Origin of the sequence: Providencia sneebia DSM 19967 (assembly GCF_000314895.2) — a bacterium.
GTDB lineage: Bacteria > Pseudomonadota > Gammaproteobacteria > Enterobacterales > Enterobacteriaceae > Providencia > Providencia sneebia.
In genome coordinates, this window is sequence record NZ_CM001773.1 from 2672858 (window position 1) to 2697211 (window position 24354).

The following is a 24354-nucleotide window of genomic DNA, read 5'->3' on the forward strand; positions in this document are numbered from 1 at the left end:
AATTACTTGCTAAACGTTTCATGTAAGACCGTTTTTTATAACCTCATCTTTAGCGTTCTATGCACCTTTTTTGCAAAACAGCCTTAACATTTATTAAGGCTGTCTTTTTATCTCTTCTCATAATTTCATAACCATTCTTTATATTCACAACGTATCCATATACACAACATATAATTGTATTTCTATTCAAAAACCGCTTAATCACCACTTCTCAAAAATCAAATCTCCCCTAATTAATGAATTTGAGTTAAATCTATGTTACTATTTATCAGTAACAGATTCATTTATATAGTAAAAGAATCAATTTTAATTTTTTGATGTCAATTCAAGAAGGAGAGAACATGCAGCAGCAACTGCGAGACTGGGTTCGCCAGTTTAATCAAGAATACGCTGATATTGCTTCACTTTTAGCTGTTTTAGGCTTAATTATTGTTGTAGCCTTAATTTTGCATTTTATCTTGCACAAAATTATTCTGCCTCGCCTCGAAAAAAGTGGCCAACAAAAAGGGGGGGGCTGGCAACATCAGTTGACACAATTTAATCTATTCAATCGTATCGCCTTTATTATTCAAGGTATTGTAGTCAATATTCAAGCTATGCTTTGGTTGCATACTGATTCAACCGCACAACAGATCCTGACTGTTGTATCTCAAGCTTGGTGCTTATTATTTGGCCTGCTAACATTCTTCTCAATTCTCGATATATTACTTAGCATATTGCAACGTGCAGCGAAAACCGCAGATCTTCCTCTACGCGGTATATTCCAAAGCATTAAGCTGATTGCCAGCGTGCTAATTGTTATCATGATTATTTCATTGTTAATCGGGAAATCACCGCTCATTCTCTTGAGTGGGTTAGGTGCGATGACAGCTGTCATGATGCTGGTATTTAAAGACCCAATTATGGGTTTAGTCGCCGGTATTCAATTATCTGCAAATAACATGGTAAGTATTGGTGACTGGCTAGAAATGCCAAAATATGGCGCAGATGGTGCAGTTATTGATATCGGTTTAACCACCGTTAAAGTCCGTAACTGGGATAATACTGTTACCACTATTCCAACCTATGCATTAATTTCTGATTCATTTAAAAACTGGAAAGGAATGACGGAATCCGGTGGTAGACGGATTAAACGTAGCATTCGATTGGATACAACAAGTATTCATTTTCTCAGTGCAGAAGAAACCGCTTCACTCGAAAAAGCGAATCTATTAGAACCTTATATAGATAATAAAATTGCCGAAATTCAGCAATTCAATTCGGGTATTCCTGAAAATAAAAATGTTCCACTAAACCAGCGTCGACTAACCAATATTGGAACATTCCGTGCTTATATTGAAGCTTACATGAAGTCACATCCGAATATTCATAAAGGAATGACGATCATGGTTAGACAATTAGAGTCGGATAATAATGGATTACCTATCGAAATTTATGCGTTCACCAATACAACGGCTTGGATTGAATATGAACGTATACAGTCCGACATTTTTGACCATGTTTTTTCTATCCTGCCGCAGTTTAATCTGCAAGTTCACCAGTCTCCTACAGGTAAAGATATGCGTGCTATTGGTTTAGTCGCAGAAAAATCTGATACGTCATGTAATTAATTAACTTTTATTATGTAATTACTACCATGGTGGTAAGCATTGGAGGGGTAACCCCCTCTAATGTCTGACTTCCACCAGACCGTTATGTAAAAAATAATATAATGATAAGTAATTTAAATAGGATGATCTTGCTAGAAATTAGCCAATAAAATCATTTCAATCCTATAAATTTCTCACGCTACCCTTTGATTTATCAAGAGTATTGTTGATTTAAGTCATAACACTTTGTTGTTATTTTTTTTAACATAGTAAGTGAGAAGTGATATTCGAACTTTACCTTATATAGGCAATGTCAATGTATAAAACTAATAAAAATACTACTTTTGGAGAGTTGAGTCGGAGGGAGTTTTTACAAACTTCAGCCACTGTTGCTACAGCAGCTGCTGTTGCGGGCTCCATCGCTCTACCATTTTCTGCGAAAGCAAAAACACCAACAATAATGCCTGATGAAATCAGTGAAAAAATCAGTTATAGCGCATGTTTGGTTAACTGCGGTAGCCGCTGTCCACTGAAAGTCCATGTTAAAGATGGCGTCATCAGCAGGATTTCTAATGAAACAATGTATGATGACTCAACATTAGGTGAACACCAAATTCGCCCATGTTTACGTGGTCGTTCAGTTCGTTGGAAAACTTATAATCCAGATCGTTTAAAATATCCTATGCTGCGTGTTGGTAAACGCGGTGAAGGAAAATTCAAAAAAATCAGTTGGGATGAAGCAACATCTATTATTGCTGAAAAACTCAAATACACCATTGATAACTATGGTAGTGATGCTATTTATTATCAATATGGCACAGGCTCTACGGGTGCTAACCTGCACGGCCGTGCGGCATGTAAACGTCTGCTTAGCCTAACAGGCGGCTTTCTCGGCGATTACGGCACATATTCTTATGCCCAGCTAATGGAGATCACACCTTATGTCTATGGGAGTGTTGAAGAATCTCTGTTATCTGAAATCCAAAACTCTGATTTAGTGGTCATGTTTGGGCATAACCTTGCTGAAACGCGTATGTCAGGTGGCGGTCAGTTTTATGAAACCCTAAATGCACTTGATAAAAGTAAAGCCAAAGTCATTATCATTGACCCGCGCCGTACTGACAGTGTTACAACACTAGGTGCAGAATGGATACCTATTTATCCAGGTACAGATGCCGCTCTAGTTGCTGCTTTGGGCTATGTCATGATTCAAGAAGGCTTAACTGATGAAGAATTCTTGAAAAATTATTGTGTAGGTTGGGATGAAAATACCCTGCCTGAATCAGCGCCACGTAATGCCTCTTATAAAGATTACATTTTAGATAATGGCCCTGATGGCATTGCTAAAACACCAGAATGGGCAAGTAAGTTAACGGGAATTTCTGTTTCGCGTATTATTCAATTAGCACGCGAAGTGGGTAATTCAAAACATGCGTGGATCTCTCAAGGCTGGGGATTACAACGCACTGAAAATGGCGAACAAGCTTGCCGTGCTATCATGATGCTACCAATTATGTCTGGAAATATTGGCCGCTCAGGTACGAATACCGGCTTGTGGGGAAATAGTATTACTTACCCAGTTGCGGGCTTTGGCCTTCCTAACCCAGTAAAAGCAACATTACCATCATTTATGTGGACTGAAGCTATTGTTCGCGGTAAAGAGCTAACAGCTGAGAATGGCGGTATTAAAGGCGCTGATAAGCTCAATAATGATATTAAATTTATGTGGTGTTATTCCAGTAATGTTATTGGTAATCAACATGCCGATTTAAACAAAACTCACGAAATTTTATCTGATGAATCCAAATGTGAATTTATCTTAGTTTGGGATAACCACAATACACCATCAGCACAATATGCAGACTTGCTATTGCCTGATGTGACGCCAGTTGAAACTAATGATTTAATCAATAACTCTTATGCTAGTGGGGCTTATCACTATTTGGTTCGTTTACAAAATGCAATCGAACCTTTGTGGGAAAACCGTCCTAACTATGACGTATTAGCCGAAATTGCTGAAAAAATGGGTGTGAAAGATCAGTTCACTGAAGGACGCACTTATGAGGAATGGATTGAATTTTGTTATAACAAAACCCGTGAAAAAATGCCGCATCTTCCGGAATTCAGTGAAACAGATGGCGGTGGAATTATTGATCGCCGATTTGCCAATACAGCAGAACATATCGCGCTGAAAGATTTCCGTGATGACCCGATAAATAATCCACTTAAAACACCATCAGGCAAGATTGAGATCTATTCTGAGCAATTAGTTGAACGCGTTAAAAATTGGGAATTACCAGAAGGTCAACGTATTCCTGCAATCCCAGAATATTGTGTAAACCATGAAGGCGTTGAGCGTCAAAATAGTCAGGATAAATTCCCTCTTCTGATGACGGGCTTCCATGATAAAGGCCATGTCCACTCAACCTATTTTAATGTCGCAATGTTACGTGAAGCGATACCTCATCAATTTTGGTTAAATCCAATTGATGCTCAAGAACGTGGTTTGAATAGTGGCGATATTGCTGAAATATTTAATGACCGCGGTCGCATTCAAGTTCAAGTTAAAGTGACAGAGCGTGTATTACCGGGCGTAATTGCTGTTCCACAAGGCGCATGGCGGACTTTAGACCAAGCCGGATTGGATACAGGAGGTTGTATCAATACCCTAACCTCACAGGTTCCTTCACCATTAGCGAAAGGAACACCACAGCATACTAACCTTGTTGAAGTGAAACGCGCTTAAGGAGTTAAATGATGAAACAATATGGCTTTTATTTTGACTCCACAAAATGTACTGGCTGTAAAACCTGTCAGGTCAGTTGTAAGGATGAAAAAGATCTTAGGCTTAGGCCCTAAATTCCGTCGTGTTTATGAATTTGGTGGTGGTAGCTGGCAAAAACAAGATGGTATTTGGCAGCAAAATATTTATAACTATTATTTATCAATCTCATGTAACCATTGTTCAAATCCAACTTGTGTTGAAGGTTGCCCAACAGGTGCGATGCATAAACGGACTGAAGATGGTTTAGTGGTCGTTGACCAATCAATTTGTGTTGGTTGTCGTTACTGTGAATTACGCTGTCCATATGGCGCACCACAGTATGATGAAGAAAAGAAATTGATGAGCAAATGTGATGGTTGCTACGAACGTGTTGAAAAAGGGATGAAACCTGTTTGTGTTGAATCCTGCCCACAACGCGCTTTAGATTTTGACGACATCAACTTGCTTCGCGAACTACATGGTACAGAGTGCGGTATTGCACCAATGCCTGATCCGAGCATAACAAACCCTAATATTGTCATTAAGCCACATAAAGACGCTAAACCTGTCGGTGATAAAAGTGGCCAACTGAAAAATCCGGCGGAGGTGTAAAATGCATGAACTACCATTAGTCTTTTTCACCGTCTTCGGACAATCAGCAGCAGGTCTCTTTTTACTGGCTTATATCAGCAGAAGAATGGGCACTATTAATGATAATCAGCTAAGAAATGCCAATATATTAGCATTTATCATTGTGATGATTGGGCTAGGAATTGGCGGTTTACACGAAGGGCAACCATTGCGTTTCTTCAATATGTTATTTGGTGTCGGTCGTTCACCAATGAGTAATGAAGCATTCTTAAGTGGTGTATTTGTGGCTTTTGCAGCAGCGACATTATTCTTTACGCTGTTCTATAAACGCCCAATGTTGCGTGAATTATCCAATATCGCCACGGTTATATTCGGACTTGCTTTTGTCTGGTCAATACCGCAGGTCTACCACATTTCATCTATTGCAAATTGGAATACCAATTACACGACGCTACAAATGTGGATGACAATGTTTGTTGGTGGCGGTGCATTAGCTATGGCAATTGGTGCTAGAGGTCTTGGTATCGCCTCTTTCCTCATCGGTACAATTGTTATTTTTGCTAGCCGCGCAGGTTATTTATCATTCTTAGCTGAAACTGGCCCTGCAATCAGTGCTGAACAAACTGGCTTTTGGGGTTTCCAAGTGATTGTGCTAGTGATTGCATTAGCAGGATTTATTGGCATGGCTCTCAAACAAAACGCGCCAAAAACCCTATTAGCAACCTGTGCTAGCGCTGTTATTCTTGCAGAACTTGCTGGTAGAATTGCCTTCTATAATTTGTGGCAAATTACTATGTAATTGATTTAACGTGTTGACATGTTAACTCTGATAAGCCTGCAATAGCAGGCTTATCAATTTAAATGGCATAACAGTAAAACCATTGAACAGTTGACGCACTAAAAAGTATCACCATCTCATTACATTCGTATTTAGCAACAATATTAGTGAGAAGCAACTGCAATATTAATCAAAAAAGAGAATAATAATGACCATTAATACAACACTCGCGCGCATTTTAGGTGCTTGTTTTTACTATTCACCACAGTCAGAAACTGTTTCGCAAATCATTCCTTTACTTCGCGATATTCCGTTATGGTATGAATGGGATAATATGGAAGAATTACGACCATTGAGCTTATCTTTATCACAACAATCAGCCGATGATCTCGCTTATGACTTTTCCGTCCTTTTTGAAGGTCAAGGCGTTATGCCTGCTCCGCCTTGGGGATCAGTTTATCTTGAGCGCGACAATATCGTTATGGGCACATCCACCAGCCATTATCGTCAATTCTTAGCGGGTCACAGCCTAGAAACAGAGACGGGATTGCGTGAACCAGAAGATCAGTTTGGCTTAATGTTGATGGCGCTATCCGTTTTTGGCGAACAAGAACAAACCGATGCTATCACTACCCTTCTTGAGCAATTTTTGTTGCCATGGGCTTATCGTTATTTAAAATTAGTTCAGGAAACGCAAACTGAGTATCCGTTTTATCCTCAACTCGCCCAAGTGACAGAAAAATACTTACAGGACTTACAACAAAAACATCACCTAACACCTGTTGCTGCTGAGTTATTCCGTTAACCAATTAAGCATTGTTTAATCAAACGGTTAAATATGCAGCCATTTCTTACTTTAAGCTGCATATTTAATATTGTTTTTACAAACATATAACCTTCAGATTAATATCAAGTAATTAATTAAAATTGATAGTTAAAATGACGAATTTGGTTGCTGTAAAAAGTCAATTTCTTCTTTTGTTGATGGGCGTTCTAATATGGCATTACGATGCGGATATCGTCCGAAGCGATCAATAATCGCTTTATGCTGCATCTCATAATTGAGCGTGCTTTCATCACCTAAACCCCGAAAAAGCTCCACAGCTTGTTGGTGGATAAAACGTGATTCTGAATGCATAAATGGCATCAATATAAACTTACGTTGAGATAACGTCAGCATATTATAATCACTTTGTTTAATCGCTTCTTGCGCCAAAACAAGTGCCATTTTATCTTGAGCAAAGGCTTTTGGTGTATCACGCCACACATTACGCGAAAATTGGTCTAATACAATAATTTCAGCCAACCGACCTCGGATCGATAAACGCCAAAATGCGAGTTCTCCTTGAGATGCCCTTTCAATAATATCACCAAAGCGCTGGGCGATCATGACATCAAACTTTATATTCTTTTCAAACCATTGTTTAGGCGTGCATTCTTCAAACCAAAATGTCAAAACATTTTCCATGGCATTCATCGTGTTAAAATACCTATAATTTTAATTGTGATAAGTTATTTTTTATCGTAAATAAAACTCATTATTATTTTTATGAGCAACCTCTTAAATCCGCCATAATTAGATAATTATTTTGTGATTTTGCGAGGTTGTTCCAAAATATAGTCATTTAACTCAACCACAAAGTGACTCATATTGTTGTTAAGAAAAACATTAAACACTTTTTTCAATCATATATTATATAAAGAAGATGCTAATTAAATATTTTAAGCAAATTTATCATCATTCTTAATACTGCTGCATACATTTAAGCAATCCAATGATAAAATTTAATTTAAAGCTACTATTTAATAAGCTAATGTTTAATTAATTCATTATGTAAAAATCATAATCAATGATGTCATAGTTAGTCTTAATTTACTCTACTACTTTTAGGAATGATTTAGATGTCAGTACATATGGTACTTGTTGGATGGGCATTGTGGGTAAGTCCTTGTGGAACAGATGCTTGTGATGCTCTTCCTGTTACAGATACCTTATTTAGTGAACAAGAATGCATGACTCGCAAGGCTTATTTGGAATCTAAACGTCCTAATCTCTACTTTTTGTGTGGTGAAGTTTATCGTGATAGCGATGAAGCTGATAAAGATACACAGCATGTCGTTCCTGCGCCAAATCCACCTTTGCGCGCGCTACCTAAACGTGAATCTCGATAACATATTTAATAGTAATATTAAGCTTTCTATATAAAAACAAAAGCAAGCTAATCTTCCGCTTGCTTTTGTATTAATCACGACTATTTAGTGTTAGCAGATGTCGGCAATTTTACTCTCTGCATCAAAGTAATCCCCTTTCTTAGCCGCATATTTTAATATACCAGTGCGATGCGCAATGACTTGTACTTCCATTTTCATTGCTTCCATCACACCAATCACATCACCTTCTTGAACGGTTTGCCCTTCTGCAACTAACCAATTGAATAGCACACCCGATATTGGCGCATTCACTGTCTGTTCATGAGCGATTTCAGTGGGTGATTGATGAGATACGGATTCGGTTTGTGATACAGATAATCCTGCAAATAATTGCATTGGCAAGCCAAGTTCACAGCGTTTACCATCAATTTCGATAAAGGTACGGGTTAATTTAGCTTCATCTTGTGGAAGTTGCCGTTTCGCAGGATCAATTTTCACATCAAACTCAGTTTCAATCCAGCGTGTGTGCACTTTGAAGTCATCACAAAAATCAGCTTGAGCCATCACTGCGCGATGGAATGGTAATACTGAAGCAACACCTTCAATCGTAAATTCTTCGAGTGCTCGGCGGGCGCGTGAAAGAGCTTGTTCACGTGAATTACCAACAACAATTAGTTTTGCCATTAATGAATCAAACGTGCCAGGAATGCGTGATCCAGCGACAACGCCGCTATCTAAACGGATACCTGGACCTGAAGGTGCATCAAATCGAATAATAGTGCCCGGCGTTGGTAGAAAACCATTTCCCGCATCTTCTGCATTAATACGGAATTCAAAAGCATGGCCGCGAGGTTTTGGTGTTTCACTAATGCTTAACGGTAATCCTTGGGCAATGCGTAATTGTTCAACAACCAAATCTACACCCGCAGTTTCTTCAGTAACGGGATGCTCCACTTGTAGACGTGTATTGACTTCCAAAAATGATAATGTGTTATCTTGGCTGAGTAGAAACTCAACGGTTCCTGCACTGACATAATTTGCTTTAGTACAAATATCAACAGACGCTTGAATAATCTGTTTCTGTAAAGCCTCAGATAAAAAAGGTGCAGGTGATTCTTCAACTAATTTTTGATTGCGTCTTTGTAATGAACAATCCCGTGTTCCCACCACCACAACATTCCCCAAAGTATCAGCTAACACTTGAGCTTCAATATGGCGAGGATTGTGCAAGAATTTTTCTAAGAAACATTCCCCGCGTCCAAAGGCTACCGTTGCCTCTCTGACCGCTGAATGGTATAGCTCCTCGACCTCTTCCATTTTCCAAGCGACTTTTAATCCACGTCCACCACCACCAAAAGCCGCTTTAATTGCAATGGGTAAACCATTTGCTTGCGCAAATTCAACAACTTCTTTGACATCTTTGACAGGCTCTTTTGTACCTGCAACCAAAGGCGCGCCAACTTGAAGAGCAATTTGTCTCGCTTTAACTTTATCACCTAAAACCTCGATGGTATCTGGATTAGGGCCCACCCAAATTAACCCAGCGTCTTGAACCGCACGTGCAAATTCTGCGCGCTCAGATAAAAAACCATAACCAGGATGAACCATTGTGGCACCTGATTTTTTGGCTATTTCAATTAATTTATCCATATCCAAATAGCTTTCTGCTGGCGTATTTCCTGACAAGCCATAAGCTTCATCAGCCATTGTGACATGCAAAGCAGAAATATCGCAGTCGGCATAAACAGCAACTGATTGGAAACCAATATCGCGACATGCGCGAATAATACGCACCGCTATTTCACCACGATTAGCAATTAAAACTTTCGGACTTATTTTTGGATTAGTTTTTGAATTAGTTGTAGGCATAATCAGTAAGACTCCCTTCAAATTCTTTAAATTCCCCAATCGGGTTAAACTTTATCTTGGCATTAACAGGAATTTGACCCGCTAAATCTAAATGGTATTCACACACCGAGCCAATCACCGGATAGCCACCTGTTAATGGGTGATCATTTAAAAATAGCACTGGCTGTCCATTTGCTGGGATCTGGATTGCGCCGATACATGTTCCTTCGCTGGGTAATTCTTGATGCTTTTCTCGCACCAACGGTATTTCGCCCGCTAAGCGTAAACCAATTCGGTTAGAATCTGCGGTTACCTGCCATAATTGCGATGTTAACGTATGAACAGCTTGCTGAGTAAACCAGTCTGTGCGAGGGCCAAGAATAATATCTAAAACAACAGCCTCATCTTTACTTGGATAATCAATATTTGGTTCTTCATTCAATAAAACATCTGTTTGTTGTTGAACGGGTTTAATTGCAAGTGATTGCCCAATTGCCAAGGGTGCAGGACCCACTTGAGCCAATGTATCAAATGAGCAACTCCCTAATATGGGTGTGACTTGGAAACCACCACGAACAGCCAGATAACTGCGTACGCCTTGACTCGTCCTGCCTAAACGGAGGATGTCGCCTTTTGCAAGCTGAATAGGTTGATATTGATACGCGGAATATTTCACACCTTCTACTGTTTCAATATCTATTGCACAAGATGCACCAGTAATCGCTACTAAAGCAGAACAATTAAATTGAGCTTTAAATCCACCCTGAGTAATTTCTAATACTGCTTCACTAAGTGGATTACCCATAATTCGGTTGGCGCTTCGCAAAGCACTTTTATCCATCGCGCCTGATTCAGAGATACCCAATGCAGCTAAACCAATACGCCCTGCATCCTGAAATAGCGTTTGTAGCCCTGTAGCTAATACTTTTATATCGTTATTTTCAGTATTATTATTTTTGACTTTATTATCTTGTAATGATTTGCCTTCTGTTTTCGCTGCCTGCGGCAAACTGTATGTCGTAATAGCACGTGCAGCATCCACAAAACTTACCCTGTTACCCGGTTTCAATAATGCAGGTTCTGTACGATGAATATCCCACACAGCAACATCTGTGACACCAATGAGTTGCCAGCCACCAGGACTTGCTTGTGGATAAACACTACTAAACTCTCCCGCAAGAGCCACAGAGCCAGCAGGAATACGAATACGCGGAGATGATCGACGAGGCACATTAAGCTGCGCGTTATCAGCAACCATATAAGCAAATCCCGGAGCAAAACCGCAAAATGCAACTTGATATTCATTGCCGGTATGTCTTTCAATGACTTCTTCTATTGTCATACCAAGGAAAGTTGCAACCTCAGATAAATCTTCCCCATTATAATGAACAGGAATAGTCACCAACTGGCTGGCTTTGATATCTGTTGCCAACACATTCAAATTGGCAATCTGTTTAATCAATCTATTTACATCTGTAATTATTGGATTGTAACGCACCAAAATGGTTCGTGCTGCTGGTGTGATCTCTTCGATTTCTAATTGTTGTGACATGTCACGAAGTAAATTTGTGAGTGCCATTGTCTCTTCAAGACTTTGTAACTCCACCATAAAAGCACTTAAATTTACGGGTAAAAATCGCATTAAACACCTCTACACATGATAAGCCGCATCAGGAATATCTGTTATAAACATATGCCCCGGAGCATGGCTAAGTGCAAATGGTACACCCGACTTCATCACAGCCGCTTGAGGTGTAACACCACATGCCCAAAATACGGGAATTTCACCTTCTTCAATACGGACTGGCTCCCCAAAATCAGGTTGCATAACATCAAGAATACCCAGCTGTTCTGGTGCGCCAATGTGCACAGGTGTGCCGTGAACAGAAGGGAATCGACCAGTGATACTCACGGCATCAGCAACACGACTTGCAGGAATGGGCCTCATCGACACGACTAACTCACCTTGTAAACGCCCTGCAGGCCTACATAAACGATTCGTTTTATACATAGGAACATTGGAGTTATCTGTTATATGTCGAACATCAATACCTGCCTCAATCATGGCGGTTTCAAATGTAAAACTACAACCAATCAAAAAAGTCACAAGGTCGGGATGTTCATGATAAATTGCCGTAGCATCGGTAATTTCATCCACCAACTGACCATCTCGCCATACACGATAACGCGGAATATCTGTTCGTAAATCAGCGCCTTCGGCTAATATGGTTTGCCAACTTCCTGATTCACAAAGATCTAATATCGGACAGCTTTTKGGATTGCGTTGAGCATAAAGTAAAAAATCAAATGCCCAATCTCGAGGTAAAGCAATCATATTCGCTTGCGTTAAACCCGGCGCCAATCCTGCTGTTGGTCTATCAAAACCTTGTCGGATAGCCATTCTTGCTTCTTGCGCAGCTTTAATGGCTTTCACTGAAGCTTTAAATAATTCGCTCATCATTTATCCCCTTGCAAAAGCAGCAATTTCAACACCATTTTGCTGGAGTTGTATGCGAACCTGTTGTGCCATAGCTAATGCGCCGGGGCTATCACCATGAACACAAATAGAACCCGCTTCAATTGGGGTAAACTTTCCTTCAATTGAAGTGATGCCACCTTCATTGACCAATTGCAGCATTCGTTGTGCAACTATGTTGGGATCATGCAATACGGAGCCTGCTTCTTTGCGGGAAACTAAAGTTCCATCAGAATGGTAAGCTCTATCTGCAAAGGCTTCAGCAACTACAGATAAGCTATTTTGTTTTGCCCAATCGATAAGCGGTGAACCCGCTAATGCGACTAAAATAAGATTTTTATCCACTGCACAAATTGCTTCAATAACCGCCATAGCTTGGCGTTTATCATGAGCGATGGTGTTATAAAGCGCGCCATGTGGTTTAACATATTTCACTTCACAGCCCGCAGCAGTGGCTAATCCTTTTAGAGCACCAATCTGATAAATAACATCTGCAATTAATTCATCCGAGGCTATATCCATATTACGTCGACCAAAGCCCACTAAATCTGGATAACCCACATGCGCACCGACAACAACATTGTTCGCTTTCGCTGCCCGTAAGGTATTTAAAATGCCTGCGGGTGATCCTGCATGAAAACCACAAGCCACATTTGCACTACTGACAACTTGTAACATCGCTTCATCATTGCCCATTTTCCACTGGCCGAAGCTCTCTCCGAGATCACTGTTTAAGTCGATAATTTTTTTCATTATTCTATTTGACCTCTATTTCAAATAATTAAAGATAGCTTCTACAGACATTGCACCCATGTACCAAGTAAGCGCACAAACCACAATACCTGACCACAGTAACCAACGCGGATAGTGATATCCAGACATCAAATCTGCGCGCTTCCAGCCAATATAAACAAAAATGGTCAGACCAATAGGTAAAATCAATCCGTTAAAACCACCAGCGAAAACCAACAGTGCTGCTGGCGCTGTTCCCATTAATAAGTAGATCGCTAATGAAATAGCAATGAACACAATAGTTGCAATACTACGCTGTCTTTCTGTAATTGATTTTTTGAATATCGTGATAAAACTCATTGAGGTATAAGCGGCACCAATGACACTCGTCAAACCCGCAGCCCATAAGATCAAGCCGAAAATACGTAATCCAACATTACCTGCCGCGGCTTGGAATGCTTGAGACGCAGGATTAGCCGCATGGCTAGAGATATCAATAGTAACACCACTCGCGGTTACGCCTAAAATCGCCAAGAATAAGATGTAACGCATCAAACCAACGGCAACAATACCTTTGGTCGCCGCACTTGAAACAACATGAATATTTTCGACACCAACGGCACCTTTATCCAGTAAACGGTGAGCACCTGCATAACAGATATAACCACCAACAGTCCCGCCCACAATGGTTGTGATCATGGCAAAATCAACAGTATCAGGCCAAACACTTTGGCGAAGTGCTTCACCAACAGGTGGGTTTGATGCAATAGCAACAAATAGTGTTAATCCAATCATGACAACACCTAATCCGATCATTAATCGGTCAATAAAGGTGCTTGCTTTACGTGAAGAGAAAATATAAATGGCTAAAAAGGCACTAATCAGTCCTCCCCATTTAGGGTCAAGCCCTACCATGGCATTCAGACCTAATCCTGCCCCAGCTATATTTCCGATATTAAAAATTAAACCACCAAAAATAATAAGAACGGCTAGAACATAACCACTTCCCGGTATTGCTTGGTTTGCAATATCAGATGAGTGCATCTTTGTTAATGTAACAACCCGCCAAATATTTTGCTGTACAACAAAGTCGATCACGATGGAAGCTAATATCCCGAAGGCAAATGCAGCACCTAATGTGACGGTGAATGTAGCTGTCTGTGTAATAAAACCTGGTCCAATTGCCGATGTTGCCATCAAAAATATTGCGCTAATCAGCGAGCTTCGCCTATTTTTTACAAATTCTGCTGTGTTTGAACTCTCTTGAGCTGCCATACGCATACTCCTTCCGAAATTATCGTTGTTGTTATTCATGTTGTGTTTAGATAAGAACAGGCAATTTTCATGCCATTGTTCTACTAATGATTATTATTGTTAATTCATGTAGCACTGATTGTTGAACAATTAATATAAAATGGTGAATAAACACGCAATCAAAATCGTTTTTCACTATCAAAAAATACAATCTTGATCACTTAATTAACAAATAACATAAATATTTAACAAATTTTGATAGAAATAGATGGGGGTGAGTAAGAATTACTGCACTGATTTAGTGCGCTGACAAATAAGTTCATAATTGTCGCACCAAAAGTGGGCTTGAAGCGCCGTAAGTGATATGCAAGGATTGTTGGTCACATTAATGCCAATAGTCTAAAATTGACAACAACGGGAAAGTATTTCAGTAAATGATGATGCTATTTATAAAATATAGGTAGCTCTATTTGCTAAGCCAATGTATTTTTATACATATTATATTTTCTATTCGCTCTATTTATTCAATTTCAGAAACCGCCTTAATGACTAAGCAACCAATGACACAAACTTTATCTGTCACCATAGCTGAAACAATTCGCTATAAAATTACAATTGGCGAGCTAACACCTGGGCAGCGTTTATCTGAAGCTGCTTTAAGTGAAGAGCTTGAGATTTCCCGTAATACATTACGTGAAGTGTTTAGAGTGCTAACACAAGAAGGTTTGCTAACTTACGCTCCCAACAAAGGTGTCTTTGTTTCTGTCCCAGATATGGCAGCTATCATCGATATTTACCAAGTTCGCCGTCTTGTTGAATGTGATTCTTTAAGGCATGCCTATGCCCTGCATCCTGCCGTACAAAAAATGAAACAAGCTATTTGCAATGCGCGTGTTCATGAACAACATGAAGATTGGGTTGGTGTAGGAACAGCTAATATGCAATTTCATACTGCCATTGTTGAATTATCAGATAGTGAGCGTTTAATTAAACTCTATAAGAATATTTCGGCTGAATTGCGTCTTGCATTTGGTCATCTTAATGATCCTAAAATTCTATACGCACCTTATATTGATAAAAATCAATCTATTTTAGAGTTATTAGATAAAGGGAAAAATCACGAAGCTGCGGAAGCACTCAGTGGTTACCTTGATTTATCAGAACGCACATTGCTTGCTGCTTATAAAAGAAGCCAATCTGGTTATCGCATCTAAAAATAAATTTAAGAAGCCACTTAATTAAAAGAACATAGCGCGTTAATTTTAATTATTTAATAATATAAATTCTTAATCGGATATATTTTTCTATCCTCTTAATCCCTTTATTTACGATAAAATATCTCCTCCACATCTTTACTGGATTAATAACTTCAAAAATAAACTTTATGCTAAAATCAACTGTATATATAACGCACAAAAATTAACAATTAATAAACACAATTTAAACAATTAATACAAATCAACCAATTTTGTTACTTGAAAAAGCATCACAAATTTTAAGCTAAAAAATCACCAATATTTATCACGTTGTTACAAAATAATACAAATATGCAACAAAATTCTCTTGAATAGGTAAATAACTTGACGTAATGATTCAATTTTCTCGATCTAATGGTTGTAGTTTCGACGAATATTCGCTATAAGATTTATCGAAAGAAAAAGACAAACATAAAAATTATTAATATAAATGAGATTTCATTATGACTTCAAACCATATTTCAACGAAGAAACCATTTAAGTTTGGCCTAGGATGGCAAATATTAATCGCTCTAATTTTGGGTGTTATTGTTGGTGCATATCTACATGAAAGTACTGAATACAAAGATTGGTTAATATCAAATGTTTTATCACCAGCAGGTAAAATCTTCATTCAGTTAATTAAAATGATCGTTGTTCCAATCGTTATTTCAACACTCGTTGTTGGGATTGCTGGTGTAGGAAACACCAAACAATTAGGATCATTGGGTTTTAAAACTATTTTATATTTTGAAGTTATTACCACAATAGCAATTATTGTCGGGATTAGTTTCGCCAATATATTCCAACCAGGTGTTGGCATTGATATGTCACAACTTACCCAAGTTGATATATCACAATATGAAAAAACGACTCAAGAAGTTGAAAGTCATCCTTCTGGGATTATCAATACCATATTAACGATGGTTCCTAGTAATATCTTCGCAGCAATGTCTAGCGGTGATATGCTTCCTGTCATCTTCTTTGCGGTAATATTCGGTTTAGGACTTTCTTCACTGCCTAAAGATAAAAAACAGCCTTTACTTGATGTTATTCAAACATTCTCCGAAACCATGTTCCGTGTAACCAACATGATTATGATGTATGCTCCAATCGGGGTATTTGCACTCATTTCAGTTACTGTCGCTAACTTTGGTTTTGCATCATTAGTGCCATTATTAAAATTAGTTATCTTAGTTCACTGTGCTATTTTGTTCTTCGCTATTGTTATATTAGGTATTGTGGCTCGTTATTGTAAAATTAATATATTTACGTTAATGCGCATCTTAAAAGATGAATTATTATTAGCCTATTCAACGGCAAGTTCTGAAACTGTATTGCCACGTATTATGGACAAAATGGAAAAATACGGTGCACCAAAATCAGTGACCAGTTTCGTCATTCCTATTGGTTATTCATTCAACCTTGATGGCTCAACGTTATATCAAAGTATTGCCGCAATATTTATCGCTCAACTCTATGGTATTGAATTATCCATCGGCCAAGAGCTTATCTTAGTATTTACATTGATGATCACCTCTAAAGGTATTGCAGGCGTTCCTGGAGTGTCATTTGTGGTCTTGCTCGCAACATTAGGCAGTGTTGGTATTCCTCTGGAAGGTTTAGCCTTCATCGCGGGTGTTGACCGTATACTTGATATGGCGCGTACTGCACTGAACGTTGTTGGTAACGCACTGGCTGCACTGGTTATTGCTAAGTGGGAGCATAATTACGATGCAGAGAAAGCACGTGAATATGAGAAAACGTTCTAATTCTTAAGAATTACACAATATTCCAATTAAAACACCGAGCTTGTCTCGGTGTTTTGTTAAATAAAGAATCTTTTTTAGTATGGCTGAAAATAGATAACAGATGAAAAATAGATTGTCTGGTTTTTATTTTATTATTTAGCTACACATTTCTGATATCTAAATGCGTAGCTTTTACTTTATAGCTTACGGATTTAATTGCTTAATAACGTTTAAAGCATGATCTTTAGCTTCTTCATAATATTCTGCCAAAGGTTTGCTTGAATTAAATGTCGATTGATACACAATATTTGCTAATGGCGCACCAGTAATAAACTCCTCTCCTTTATAAATATCAACAGGAATATTTATTTGTTCATCATCCGGATGTATAGTGATTGTGCCAAGTCTTAATTGCATAATACTCTCCTCTGATTATAACGCTTCAATTTCTATTCAATGAAATATAATTAATTGAATAAGTTACCTTAAGTAATACTGATTTTATTTAATTTGTCAATCAATTATCATCATCCATTATTTTAATATCATAACCACTCTTTTTACGAATAAATTAATTACTGTTTTAGTCAAAATTAGTCATAAAAAACCAATTTAAAAATAAACGTATTATTAGATAGTTACAAGAATAGATTATAAATTAAAAATCATTTAATATAACCTTATCTATCTTGGGAGGTAAAATTCATGTCTGATAAACTAATTGACATCATCACTGATATATTATCTGATTTTAAATGGCGTACTTCCCTTATGATTATTATGACTGCCATCGTACTAATCAGTGGCTTTAATCGCTATTTAATTGTTGGCTTTATTTTATTATCACTGATTTTATATTCACCTGAAATATGGCGATATATGAATAAGAAAAGAACCTTGAAATGATATTTTTAAATAAAAAACATCTTTTTACGAAGTATAATTATCAATACAAAGAGAGCCCCAAGATAACGATTAATACATTAATAGGGCTCTTATCTCATAAATTGAATATTAATTATATAATGATGATTCTCCAGTCGGGCGAGTTTTAAATCTCCGATGGGCCCACAAATATTGTTCTGGTGCTTTCATTATCTCTTTTTCTAATACAGAATTAATTATCGTTGCATCATTCAATGGATCATGTGATGGATAACCCGCTATTTCTTCACCTAAGATCAAATCATAATATGGACCGGTTTTATTGCGTAATAATGTCACTGTCAACGTTGGTGAGTCAGATAATTGTGCTAGTGTTGAGGTCCCTTTTGAGGTTGATGTATCTTTAATTGAAAAGAATGGTGCGAAGATTGTGCCTTTCCGGCCAAAATCTTGGTCAGGAGCAAACCATATTGCTTTACCACTTTTCAATTCTTGAACCATAAACCTTAAATTTTTGCGGTCAATCATTCCTTTACCCGATCTACAACGACCTTTTGTTTGAATATATTCCATAGCTTTATTATTATGCGGACGATACATCGCATTAACAGGAAAACAGAGCCCCATTATTCTGCCACCTAACTCCAGTGACATAAAATGAACCCCGATAATAATCACGCCTTTATTTTTCGCAACGGCATTCTGATAATTAGATAGCCCCTTCACTTGGAACAATTTTTTTACTTTTTTATCACTCCAGAACCATGCAATTCCCGTTTCAAATAATGCAATACCTAATGATTTTAGATTCTCAACAACTAATGCATCTATTTCTTCAGCATTTTTATCGGGAAAACATAATTCTAGGTTTCTTCTAATAATTGAAACTCTTCTTTTAATAAAATATTTCGACTTTCCCCCTAAAAATGAACCAAGCCAAACAAGCCATTTATAAGGAAGTTGAACTAACAAGAATAAAACGAAGATCCCTAGCCATGTTGTAGCATATTTCGGGTGTAGTAACTTTAACGAAAACGTGTTTTTGGCGTACATTATCTTACTCAATACTCTATCTTTTCTGTATACAACAAAATTAGACTGCTATTTTTAATTTTAATTCAAAACTATTTCAAACCACGATAATCAACTTACTAATCAGTTTATTAGCATAATTCTATTCAATAAACAATCATGAAAAAATCCAACGGACATCACAGCTTATTCCTATATCTAATTAAGAAGCAAACCTTTAATGCATCATAAAATGACAGGCATGGGATTAATATCGACTAGGATAACCCGCAATCAACGCTTTTTATTAGGGCTTAACTAATCTATTCCCCCAATTTATCATCCAATGAATACTTGGTTGACAGACTAGGAGATTTTAGTTTCTAACCCTTATTATTTTATCAATGTATTTAGTATAGGTATCGCTTTTGAGCTTTTTATTACTTAAATTTACACCCATAATCGAACTATTGCACTAAGAAAGGAATTTATAGAAGAGGCGAATCAAAAAATAGTGGCGTTTGCCGCCATGCTATGAGAATTGGCTTAATTTCTAGAAGATACAATCAATATGATTAATTTCTGCGGCTAAGCTACTTAGCTAAAAACATGTTGCTCAATAGCCATACCGCAGCAAAACTTAAATTAAAAGCTTGTGGAAGAATGAATTTTACTTAGTATTTATCAAATACATCATAATCGGGCCTTTCACCTCTCATAATTGCTCTTTGTTGTTCATGGACAGCATCCCTATCAATTCTCTTTTGTTCCGATGTACGAGCATCTTTATTAGGTTTTGGCCATGTAGAACTATTAGGCTCATAATCAGGGTCGAATGTAGGGCTGAATGAACACCCTGAAACCATCAATATACAAAGCAGTGTGTAAGTTAATTTCATAAATGTATTTACTTATCTTTCAATGAACAAAGTTAAAAACTATCAAAATCAGAGTATCATGATGATTTTAAATATAGCTTTAACAATGCGAATTAAAATAGTGACATCTACTGCTTACCCATATTCAAAGCCGCCGTTGAAGAATCTAAGCGGATAGGAAAACATCCGAGTTTTATATTTGTTCATATTTAAATATGGCATAGGTCAGATGGAACGCCAGCAGCTAAAGTTAGGAAAATGAGAATTAACGATAATACGGCTTGGAAAATAGGATTATGTAGAGCTGGTATAGAAAACTTTCGTTTTCATGATTAGAGACATACTTGGGCGAGTTGGCTTGTTCCATTAGGAAGTTCCATCATCTGCACTTCAAGAAATGCGAGGATGGGAAAGTATAGCAATGGTAAGAAGATATGCTCATTTAGCACCAAATAATCTCATTGAACATGCAATGAAGATAGACGCGCTTATGTCACACGATGACACAAATATGGCACAACTACGACTTAGAGCATTGTGATTATGCATACAAATAAAAAGAAAAAACCCGCTACATCGATTAAATGTAACGGGTTCTTATTTGGTGCCGGCTACCGGAGTCGAACTGGTGACCTACTGATTACAAGTCAGTTGCTCTACCAACTGAGCTAAGCCGGCTAATATGGCGGAAGGATAGAGATTCGAACTCTAGGATGGTTTCCCATCGGCGGTTTTCAAGACCGCTGCCTTCGACCGCTCGGCCATCCTTCCATGGGGCGCGATTATGGAGGAATCCGCTGAGCTTGTCTACCCCTTAAAGTAAAAAAATTGATTTTTTTATATCGTTTGACTAATCTTCACTCAATTGTTCTCCATCTCATAAGAAAAGTGCTAATATCTGTACAGAATACTCATCTTTCACATTGATAGGTGCATGATTTTTAATCAATTAATAAATTCTTGCCGACAGGATAGTTCACCATAATATGTACAAACAACCTTTGTTAAAAACAACGATACTGGCGCGTTTATTTTACCTCTTCATCCTGTTACTCATGGTGACGCTCTTTCTTTCACTATATAACTCCTATTCGTTATGGCGAAATAACCACCAAGCCATTTTAACCACCATGGCAAAACAGTTATCTTATCAATTTGATGATTATCGCTACCAAGCGAATTCGCTATATAAATTAGCTAATGAAAAATCCGTTACACACCCTCCTGTGTCAGAGATCAATACGCTGCACTCAACTTTAACAAAAATACGTCATGACGTTTCCTGGTTAAGCAGCTCCAATCAAACAATTGACAGCATTATATTTGGTAGTGACAAACCACAAAATATTATACTGGCGACTGAGCTGTCTGATTATATGGAAGTTGTTTGGGCTGATCGTAATGAATACAATTCAATGTATTTTCTTAATGGTTCTGATAACACACTCATTCTCGTTACAACACACTCTATTTTAAAACCAGAGCTACGCTATAAAGAAAGCTATCTCATCCTTTCCGCTGAAGAAAAACGCGCGGACATGCTTACCCAATCTACATTACTAGATAAAAGAGAAGTCATCTCAAATGTGCAAAAAATACCGCAGGTAAATGACTATTTTTATACTTATCGATTAATGTTTAACTCACCAGGTCAATTAACGAGTGTTATTTCTTTTGATGTCTCAATGGCGTCAATATTACCTGTAGGTTTAATAGGTACAAATTTTTCAATTGCACCACTCAGTAATGAACATAATAACAATGTTGTTCTGCGTGATATGCACGTTGTTTTCTCACAAGCTATTCCAGGAAGTCATTATCAATTATTTTATAAATCTTCATTAAAAGACGTAGCCATTGGGATTATTGGTTACAATTTCTGGTTACTGATTTGCATGGTATTTGTTGTATTACTGGTATTTTTTACAAGTATATTTATTCGTAATCGGATTATTTCCCCTAATATTGAGATGTTAAATGAATTAAAATTTAAAGATTCATTAAATAACGATCTTATCAATAATATTAATTACGGGATCTTAGTTTATGATTTTTCAAGCAATAAAAAGATATTAAGTAACAATCTTATAAACCCATTATTACCTTCAATGGAGCTATCTCATATCAAAGAAATGGCTATCCATAACCACGACATGATCCAAGTCTCAATTGAAAATATTGTTTATGAAGTCATTTTAGTCAACGTCAGTATGAAGGAAGATACTTATCTATTTATTGTTATTGATAAAGATAAGGAAGCATTAGCACAAAAACGGCAAGAACTTGCTAATAAGGAATATCAAAGAATAATTCAGCTTAGAAAAATTATCTTTGAAAACATGCATAATGAAATTCATCCTCCTTTACTTGAAATGAGCAAATCGATTGAAACGCTGGAGCAATTATCAGAGCTAGAGCGACAAAATCGTATAAATGAAATTATTCTACAGCTAAGCTATATAAATCGTTGGTTTGACCATATTCATTTATTAAATAAGATTGAATTGTCAACACTGTCACTAAAAACAGAAAACGTTTCTATTGGTCATTTAGTGAGCCAGTTTTTAAAGCAAAATCTTCCGTTATTTAGACGTAAAGGGCTCTGTCTGTATTTCTACAATCAAGTAAATATTGATTCTTTATTTACAGTTAATGCGGAATATCTCCATACCGTATTGCAACTGATATTAGAATATTCGATAGATACGACATCATTTGGAAAAATAGCGATAACGCTTAATTACCAGAATGATAAAAAAGAAATATCTATTGATATTAAAGATAGTGGTGCAGGCTTAACCTCGGAAGAGTTATTAAATATACAGCACCCTTTCTCAGGTAAAATACAGACTCCATCTTCATTTACACGATCCGGCGTTACCTTCTATTTATGCCGTATGCTATGTAAAAAAATGGGCGGGAGATTTACCATCCATAGCAGTATCGCAATTGGTTCACATTATAAAATAACGCTGCCTATAGAATCGGCGACTATTGTAGATAATTATCCGCCATTATTAGAAGATATTAATATTCGCCTATCTCTCCATAATCTGGATGTTTCTCGGATAATTAAAAATACACTCACTCATTATGGTGCAAAACTCTTAGATTTAAATGAAAATTCTCACCACAATGACTGGGATTTATTAATCACAGACAACGATGATAATGATTATAAAAATATTGTAAAAGTTTCAGGAAATATCATAAACATAAACAAAGTCACACCTCAGTACATTGAGGCTAATTATAACTTTGCAAACGAGTTGATTGATGCTATTTCTTTACTGATTGAGAATTCAGAGCTTGAATATGAAAATTCACTTTCATCTCACTCTGTAACAGTCATAAATGATGAAGACTTCTCAATGAACGATAAGTCATTAGAAAATATACTTCTAACTTATAGAAATACTCTATCTAAAAGCGATTATAAGGATTTGTTCATAACAACAGTTCCGATGGATATTAATAAACTGTATAATAGCGAAAGTGTTGAGGATTTGACCGAACTGAAAAACACAGCACATCGTCTAAAAGGAGTTTTTGCTATGTTGGATTTTAAGTTCCTACATAAGATATGTGAAAATTTGGAGCTTTACATAGCTGAAGAAAACAGCATAAAAATAAGTGATAGCATTAGGAAACTGGATATTTCAGTAAAAAAACTAATGCCAGAAGGTAACCTATAATATGAATAACCTAAATGTCATTGTTGCCGATGACCATCCTATTGTTCTTTTCGGTATTAGAAAGTCACTCGAACAGATTGAATGGGTTAATATCGTTGGTGAATTTGAAGACTCAACATCATTGATTAATAACCTAACCCGTTTAAATGCAGATGTTTTAGTGACTGACCTCTCTATGCCTGGAGATAAATATGGTGATGGTATTACGTTAATCAAATATATTAAACGTCATTACCCAGATTTATCTGTTATCGTTCTAACAATGAACAATAATCCAGCAATTTTAAGTGCTATTTTGGAATTAGATATTGAAGGAATTGTTCTAAAACAAGGTGCTCCTGCTGATTTACCAAAAGCATTAGCTGCATTACAAAAAGGTAAGAAGTTTACACCTGAGAGTGTCACTAATTTACTTGCAAAAGTGAATGCAAGTGGTTATGGCGATAAGCGCTTATCACCAAAAGAGAGTGAAGTGTTACGCCTATTTGCTGAAGGTTTTCTCGTCACCGAAATTGCTAAAAAATTAAACCGTAGTATTAAAACCATAAGTAGCCAAAAAAAGTCTGCTATGTTAAAGCTTGGCGTTGATAATGATATTGCGCTACTTAACTATTTATCTTCTGTCAGTATCAATACTCCAGCGCCTGATAAAGATAAACAGTAACTTTAATACAGATAAAACCCGTTTAGTGGCGGGTTTTATCTAATCTAAAGTC

At 37.2% G+C, this 24354-nt stretch carries 19 protein-coding genes, 2 tRNA genes and 2 pseudogenes; 12 read left to right on the plus strand and 11 right to left on the minus strand.

Translation table 11 applies throughout. From position 1 onward, the window contains the following. Positions 1 to 341 precede the first annotated feature (341 nt). The 5 genes and pseudogenes from OO7_RS11155 to OO7_RS11175 all read left to right on the plus strand — a co-directional run bounded on the left by OO7_RS11155 (position 342) and on the right by OO7_RS11175 (position 6527). Positions 342 to 1610, plus strand: a complete 1269-nt coding sequence (locus OO7_RS11155) for a mechanosensitive ion channel family protein (RefSeq protein ID WP_008916037.1) — start codon at positions 342 to 344, stop codon at positions 1608 to 1610. 295 nt (positions 1611 to 1905) lie between these two features. Then, positions 1906 to 4335 (plus strand): DMSO/selenate family reductase complex A subunit, encoded by a 2430-nt coding sequence (locus tag OO7_RS11160; protein WP_008916038.1) that lies wholly within the window; start codon positions 1906 to 1908, stop codon positions 4333 to 4335. Between the two features lie 11 nt (positions 4336 to 4346). Next, a pseudogene (locus OO7_RS11165) lies at positions 4347 to 4965 on the plus strand (DMSO/selenate family reductase complex B subunit). Between the two features lies 1 nt (position 4966). Next, a complete protein-coding gene (locus OO7_RS11170) occupies positions 4967 to 5743 on the plus strand; it encodes a dimethyl sulfoxide reductase anchor subunit family protein (protein WP_008916040.1) in 777 nt (258 codons plus the stop codon). A 187-nt stretch (positions 5744 to 5930) separates the two neighbouring features. Then, positions 5931 to 6527: a molecular chaperone TorD family protein gene (locus OO7_RS11175; RefSeq protein WP_008916041.1), complete on the plus strand. Its 597-nt coding sequence runs from the start codon at positions 5931 to 5933 to the stop codon at positions 6525 to 6527. Between the two features lie 129 nt (positions 6528 to 6656). Here OO7_RS11175 and OO7_RS11180 read toward each other — a convergent pair whose 3' ends face one another. Next, a complete protein-coding gene (locus OO7_RS11180) occupies positions 6657 to 7199 on the minus strand; it encodes a DUF924 family protein (protein ID WP_008916042.1) in 543 nt (180 codons plus the stop codon). A 425-nt stretch (positions 7200 to 7624) separates the two neighbouring features. Here OO7_RS11180 and OO7_RS11185 point away from each other — a divergent pair, with 425 nt between their 5' ends. Further along, on the plus strand, positions 7625 to 7894 hold the full coding sequence (locus OO7_RS11185) for a hypothetical protein (protein WP_008916043.1): 270 nt from the start codon (positions 7625 to 7627) through the stop codon (positions 7892 to 7894). 90 nt (positions 7895 to 7984) lie between these two features. Here the strand turns inward: OO7_RS11185 and OO7_RS11190 are convergent, their stop codons facing one another. From OO7_RS11190 to OO7_RS11210, 5 genes are read right to left on the minus strand one after another with little or no spacing between them, the layout of a single operon-like run. Then, the gene (locus OO7_RS11190) at positions 7985 to 9742 is read right to left on the minus strand and encodes an acetyl/propionyl/methylcrotonyl-CoA carboxylase subunit alpha (RefSeq protein ID WP_008916044.1); all 1758 of its coding nucleotides are present in this window, start codon (positions 9740 to 9742) and stop codon (positions 7985 to 7987) included. Then, a complete protein-coding gene (locus OO7_RS11195) occupies positions 9729 to 11363 on the minus strand; it encodes a 5-oxoprolinase subunit B/C family protein (RefSeq protein WP_008916045.1) in 1635 nt (544 codons plus the stop codon). The genes OO7_RS11190 and OO7_RS11195 overlap by 14 nt, the downstream gene beginning before the upstream one ends. 9 nt (positions 11364 to 11372) lie before the next feature. Further along, positions 11373 to 12179, minus strand: a complete 807-nt coding sequence (locus OO7_RS11200) for a putative hydro-lyase (protein WP_008916046.1) — start codon at positions 12177 to 12179, stop codon at positions 11373 to 11375. Positions 12180 to 12182: 3 nt separating this feature from the next. After that, complete coding sequence (locus tag OO7_RS11205) at positions 12183 to 12950, minus strand: LamB/YcsF family protein (protein WP_008916047.1); 768 nt, start codon at positions 12948 to 12950, stop codon at positions 12183 to 12185. 15 nt (positions 12951 to 12965) lie between these two features. After that, the gene (locus OO7_RS11210; RefSeq protein ID WP_008916048.1) at positions 12966 to 14204 is read right to left on the minus strand and encodes an NRAMP family divalent metal transporter; all 1239 of its coding nucleotides are present in this window, start codon (positions 14202 to 14204) and stop codon (positions 12966 to 12968) included. A 524-nt stretch (positions 14205 to 14728) separates the two neighbouring features. Between OO7_RS11210 and OO7_RS11215 the strand changes: the two genes are divergently transcribed. Both OO7_RS11215 and gltP read left to right on the plus strand, forming a co-directional pair. Continuing rightward, positions 14729 to 15397, plus strand: a complete 669-nt coding sequence (locus OO7_RS11215) for a GntR family transcriptional regulator (protein WP_008916049.1) — start codon at positions 14729 to 14731, stop codon at positions 15395 to 15397. A gap of 485 nt (positions 15398 to 15882) precedes the next feature. After that, the gene (gltP, locus tag OO7_RS11220) at positions 15883 to 17190 is read left to right on the plus strand and encodes a glutamate/aspartate:proton symporter GltP (RefSeq protein WP_008916050.1); all 1308 of its coding nucleotides are present in this window, start codon (positions 15883 to 15885) and stop codon (positions 17188 to 17190) included. A gap of 183 nt (positions 17191 to 17373) precedes the next feature. Here gltP and OO7_RS11225 read toward each other — a convergent pair whose 3' ends face one another. Beyond that, positions 17374 to 17586 carry a hypothetical protein gene (locus OO7_RS11225; RefSeq protein ID WP_008916051.1) on the minus strand — a complete coding sequence of 71 codons (213 nt, stop codon included), beginning with the start codon at positions 17584 to 17586 and terminating at the stop codon, positions 17374 to 17376. Positions 17587 to 17874: 288 nt separating this feature from the next. On the opposite strand from OO7_RS11225, the gene OO7_RS17515 reads away from it, so the two are divergent. After that, positions 17875 to 18075, plus strand: a complete 201-nt coding sequence (locus OO7_RS17515) for a hypothetical protein (protein WP_008916052.1) — start codon at positions 17875 to 17877, stop codon at positions 18073 to 18075. Between the two features lie 108 nt (positions 18076 to 18183). Here the strand turns inward: OO7_RS17515 and lpxL are convergent, their stop codons facing one another. Both lpxL and OO7_RS11240 read right to left on the minus strand, forming a co-directional pair. Continuing rightward, entirely contained in the window at positions 18184 to 19107 is a 924-nt protein-coding gene (lpxL, locus tag OO7_RS11235) for an LpxL/LpxP family Kdo(2)-lipid IV(A) lauroyl/palmitoleoyl acyltransferase (protein ID WP_008916053.1), read from the minus strand. Positions 19108 to 19739: 632 nt separating this feature from the next. Next, on the minus strand, positions 19740 to 19964 hold the full coding sequence (locus tag OO7_RS11240) for a hypothetical protein (RefSeq protein ID WP_008916054.1): 225 nt from the start codon (positions 19962 to 19964) through the stop codon (positions 19740 to 19742). Between the two features lie 150 nt (positions 19965 to 20114). Between OO7_RS11240 and OO7_RS17185 the strand changes: the two are divergent. Next, positions 20115 to 20484, plus strand: a pseudogene (locus tag OO7_RS17185) (tyrosine-type recombinase/integrase); the annotation flags it as partial. A gap of 61 nt (positions 20485 to 20545) precedes the next feature. On the opposite strand, the gene OO7_RS11250 reads toward OO7_RS17185, so the two are convergent. Next, positions 20546 to 20621 (minus strand) — tRNA-Thr (locus OO7_RS11250). A 5-nt stretch (positions 20622 to 20626) separates the two neighbouring features. Further along, positions 20627 to 20714: transfer RNA gene (locus tag OO7_RS11255), tRNA-Ser, on the minus strand. A 215-nt stretch (positions 20715 to 20929) separates the two neighbouring features. On the opposite strand from OO7_RS11255, the gene rcsD reads away from it, so the two are divergent. Both rcsD and rcsB read left to right on the plus strand, forming a co-directional pair. After that, positions 20930 to 23638, plus strand: a complete 2709-nt coding sequence (gene rcsD, locus OO7_RS11260) for a phosphotransferase RcsD (protein ID WP_008916056.1) — start codon at positions 20930 to 20932, stop codon at positions 23636 to 23638. A gap of 1 nt (position 23639) precedes the next feature. Then, entirely contained in the window at positions 23640 to 24302 is a 663-nt protein-coding gene (rcsB, locus tag OO7_RS11265; RefSeq protein ID WP_008916057.1) for a response regulator transcription factor RcsB, read from the plus strand. The last annotated feature ends 52 nt before the right edge of the window (positions 24303 to 24354 follow it).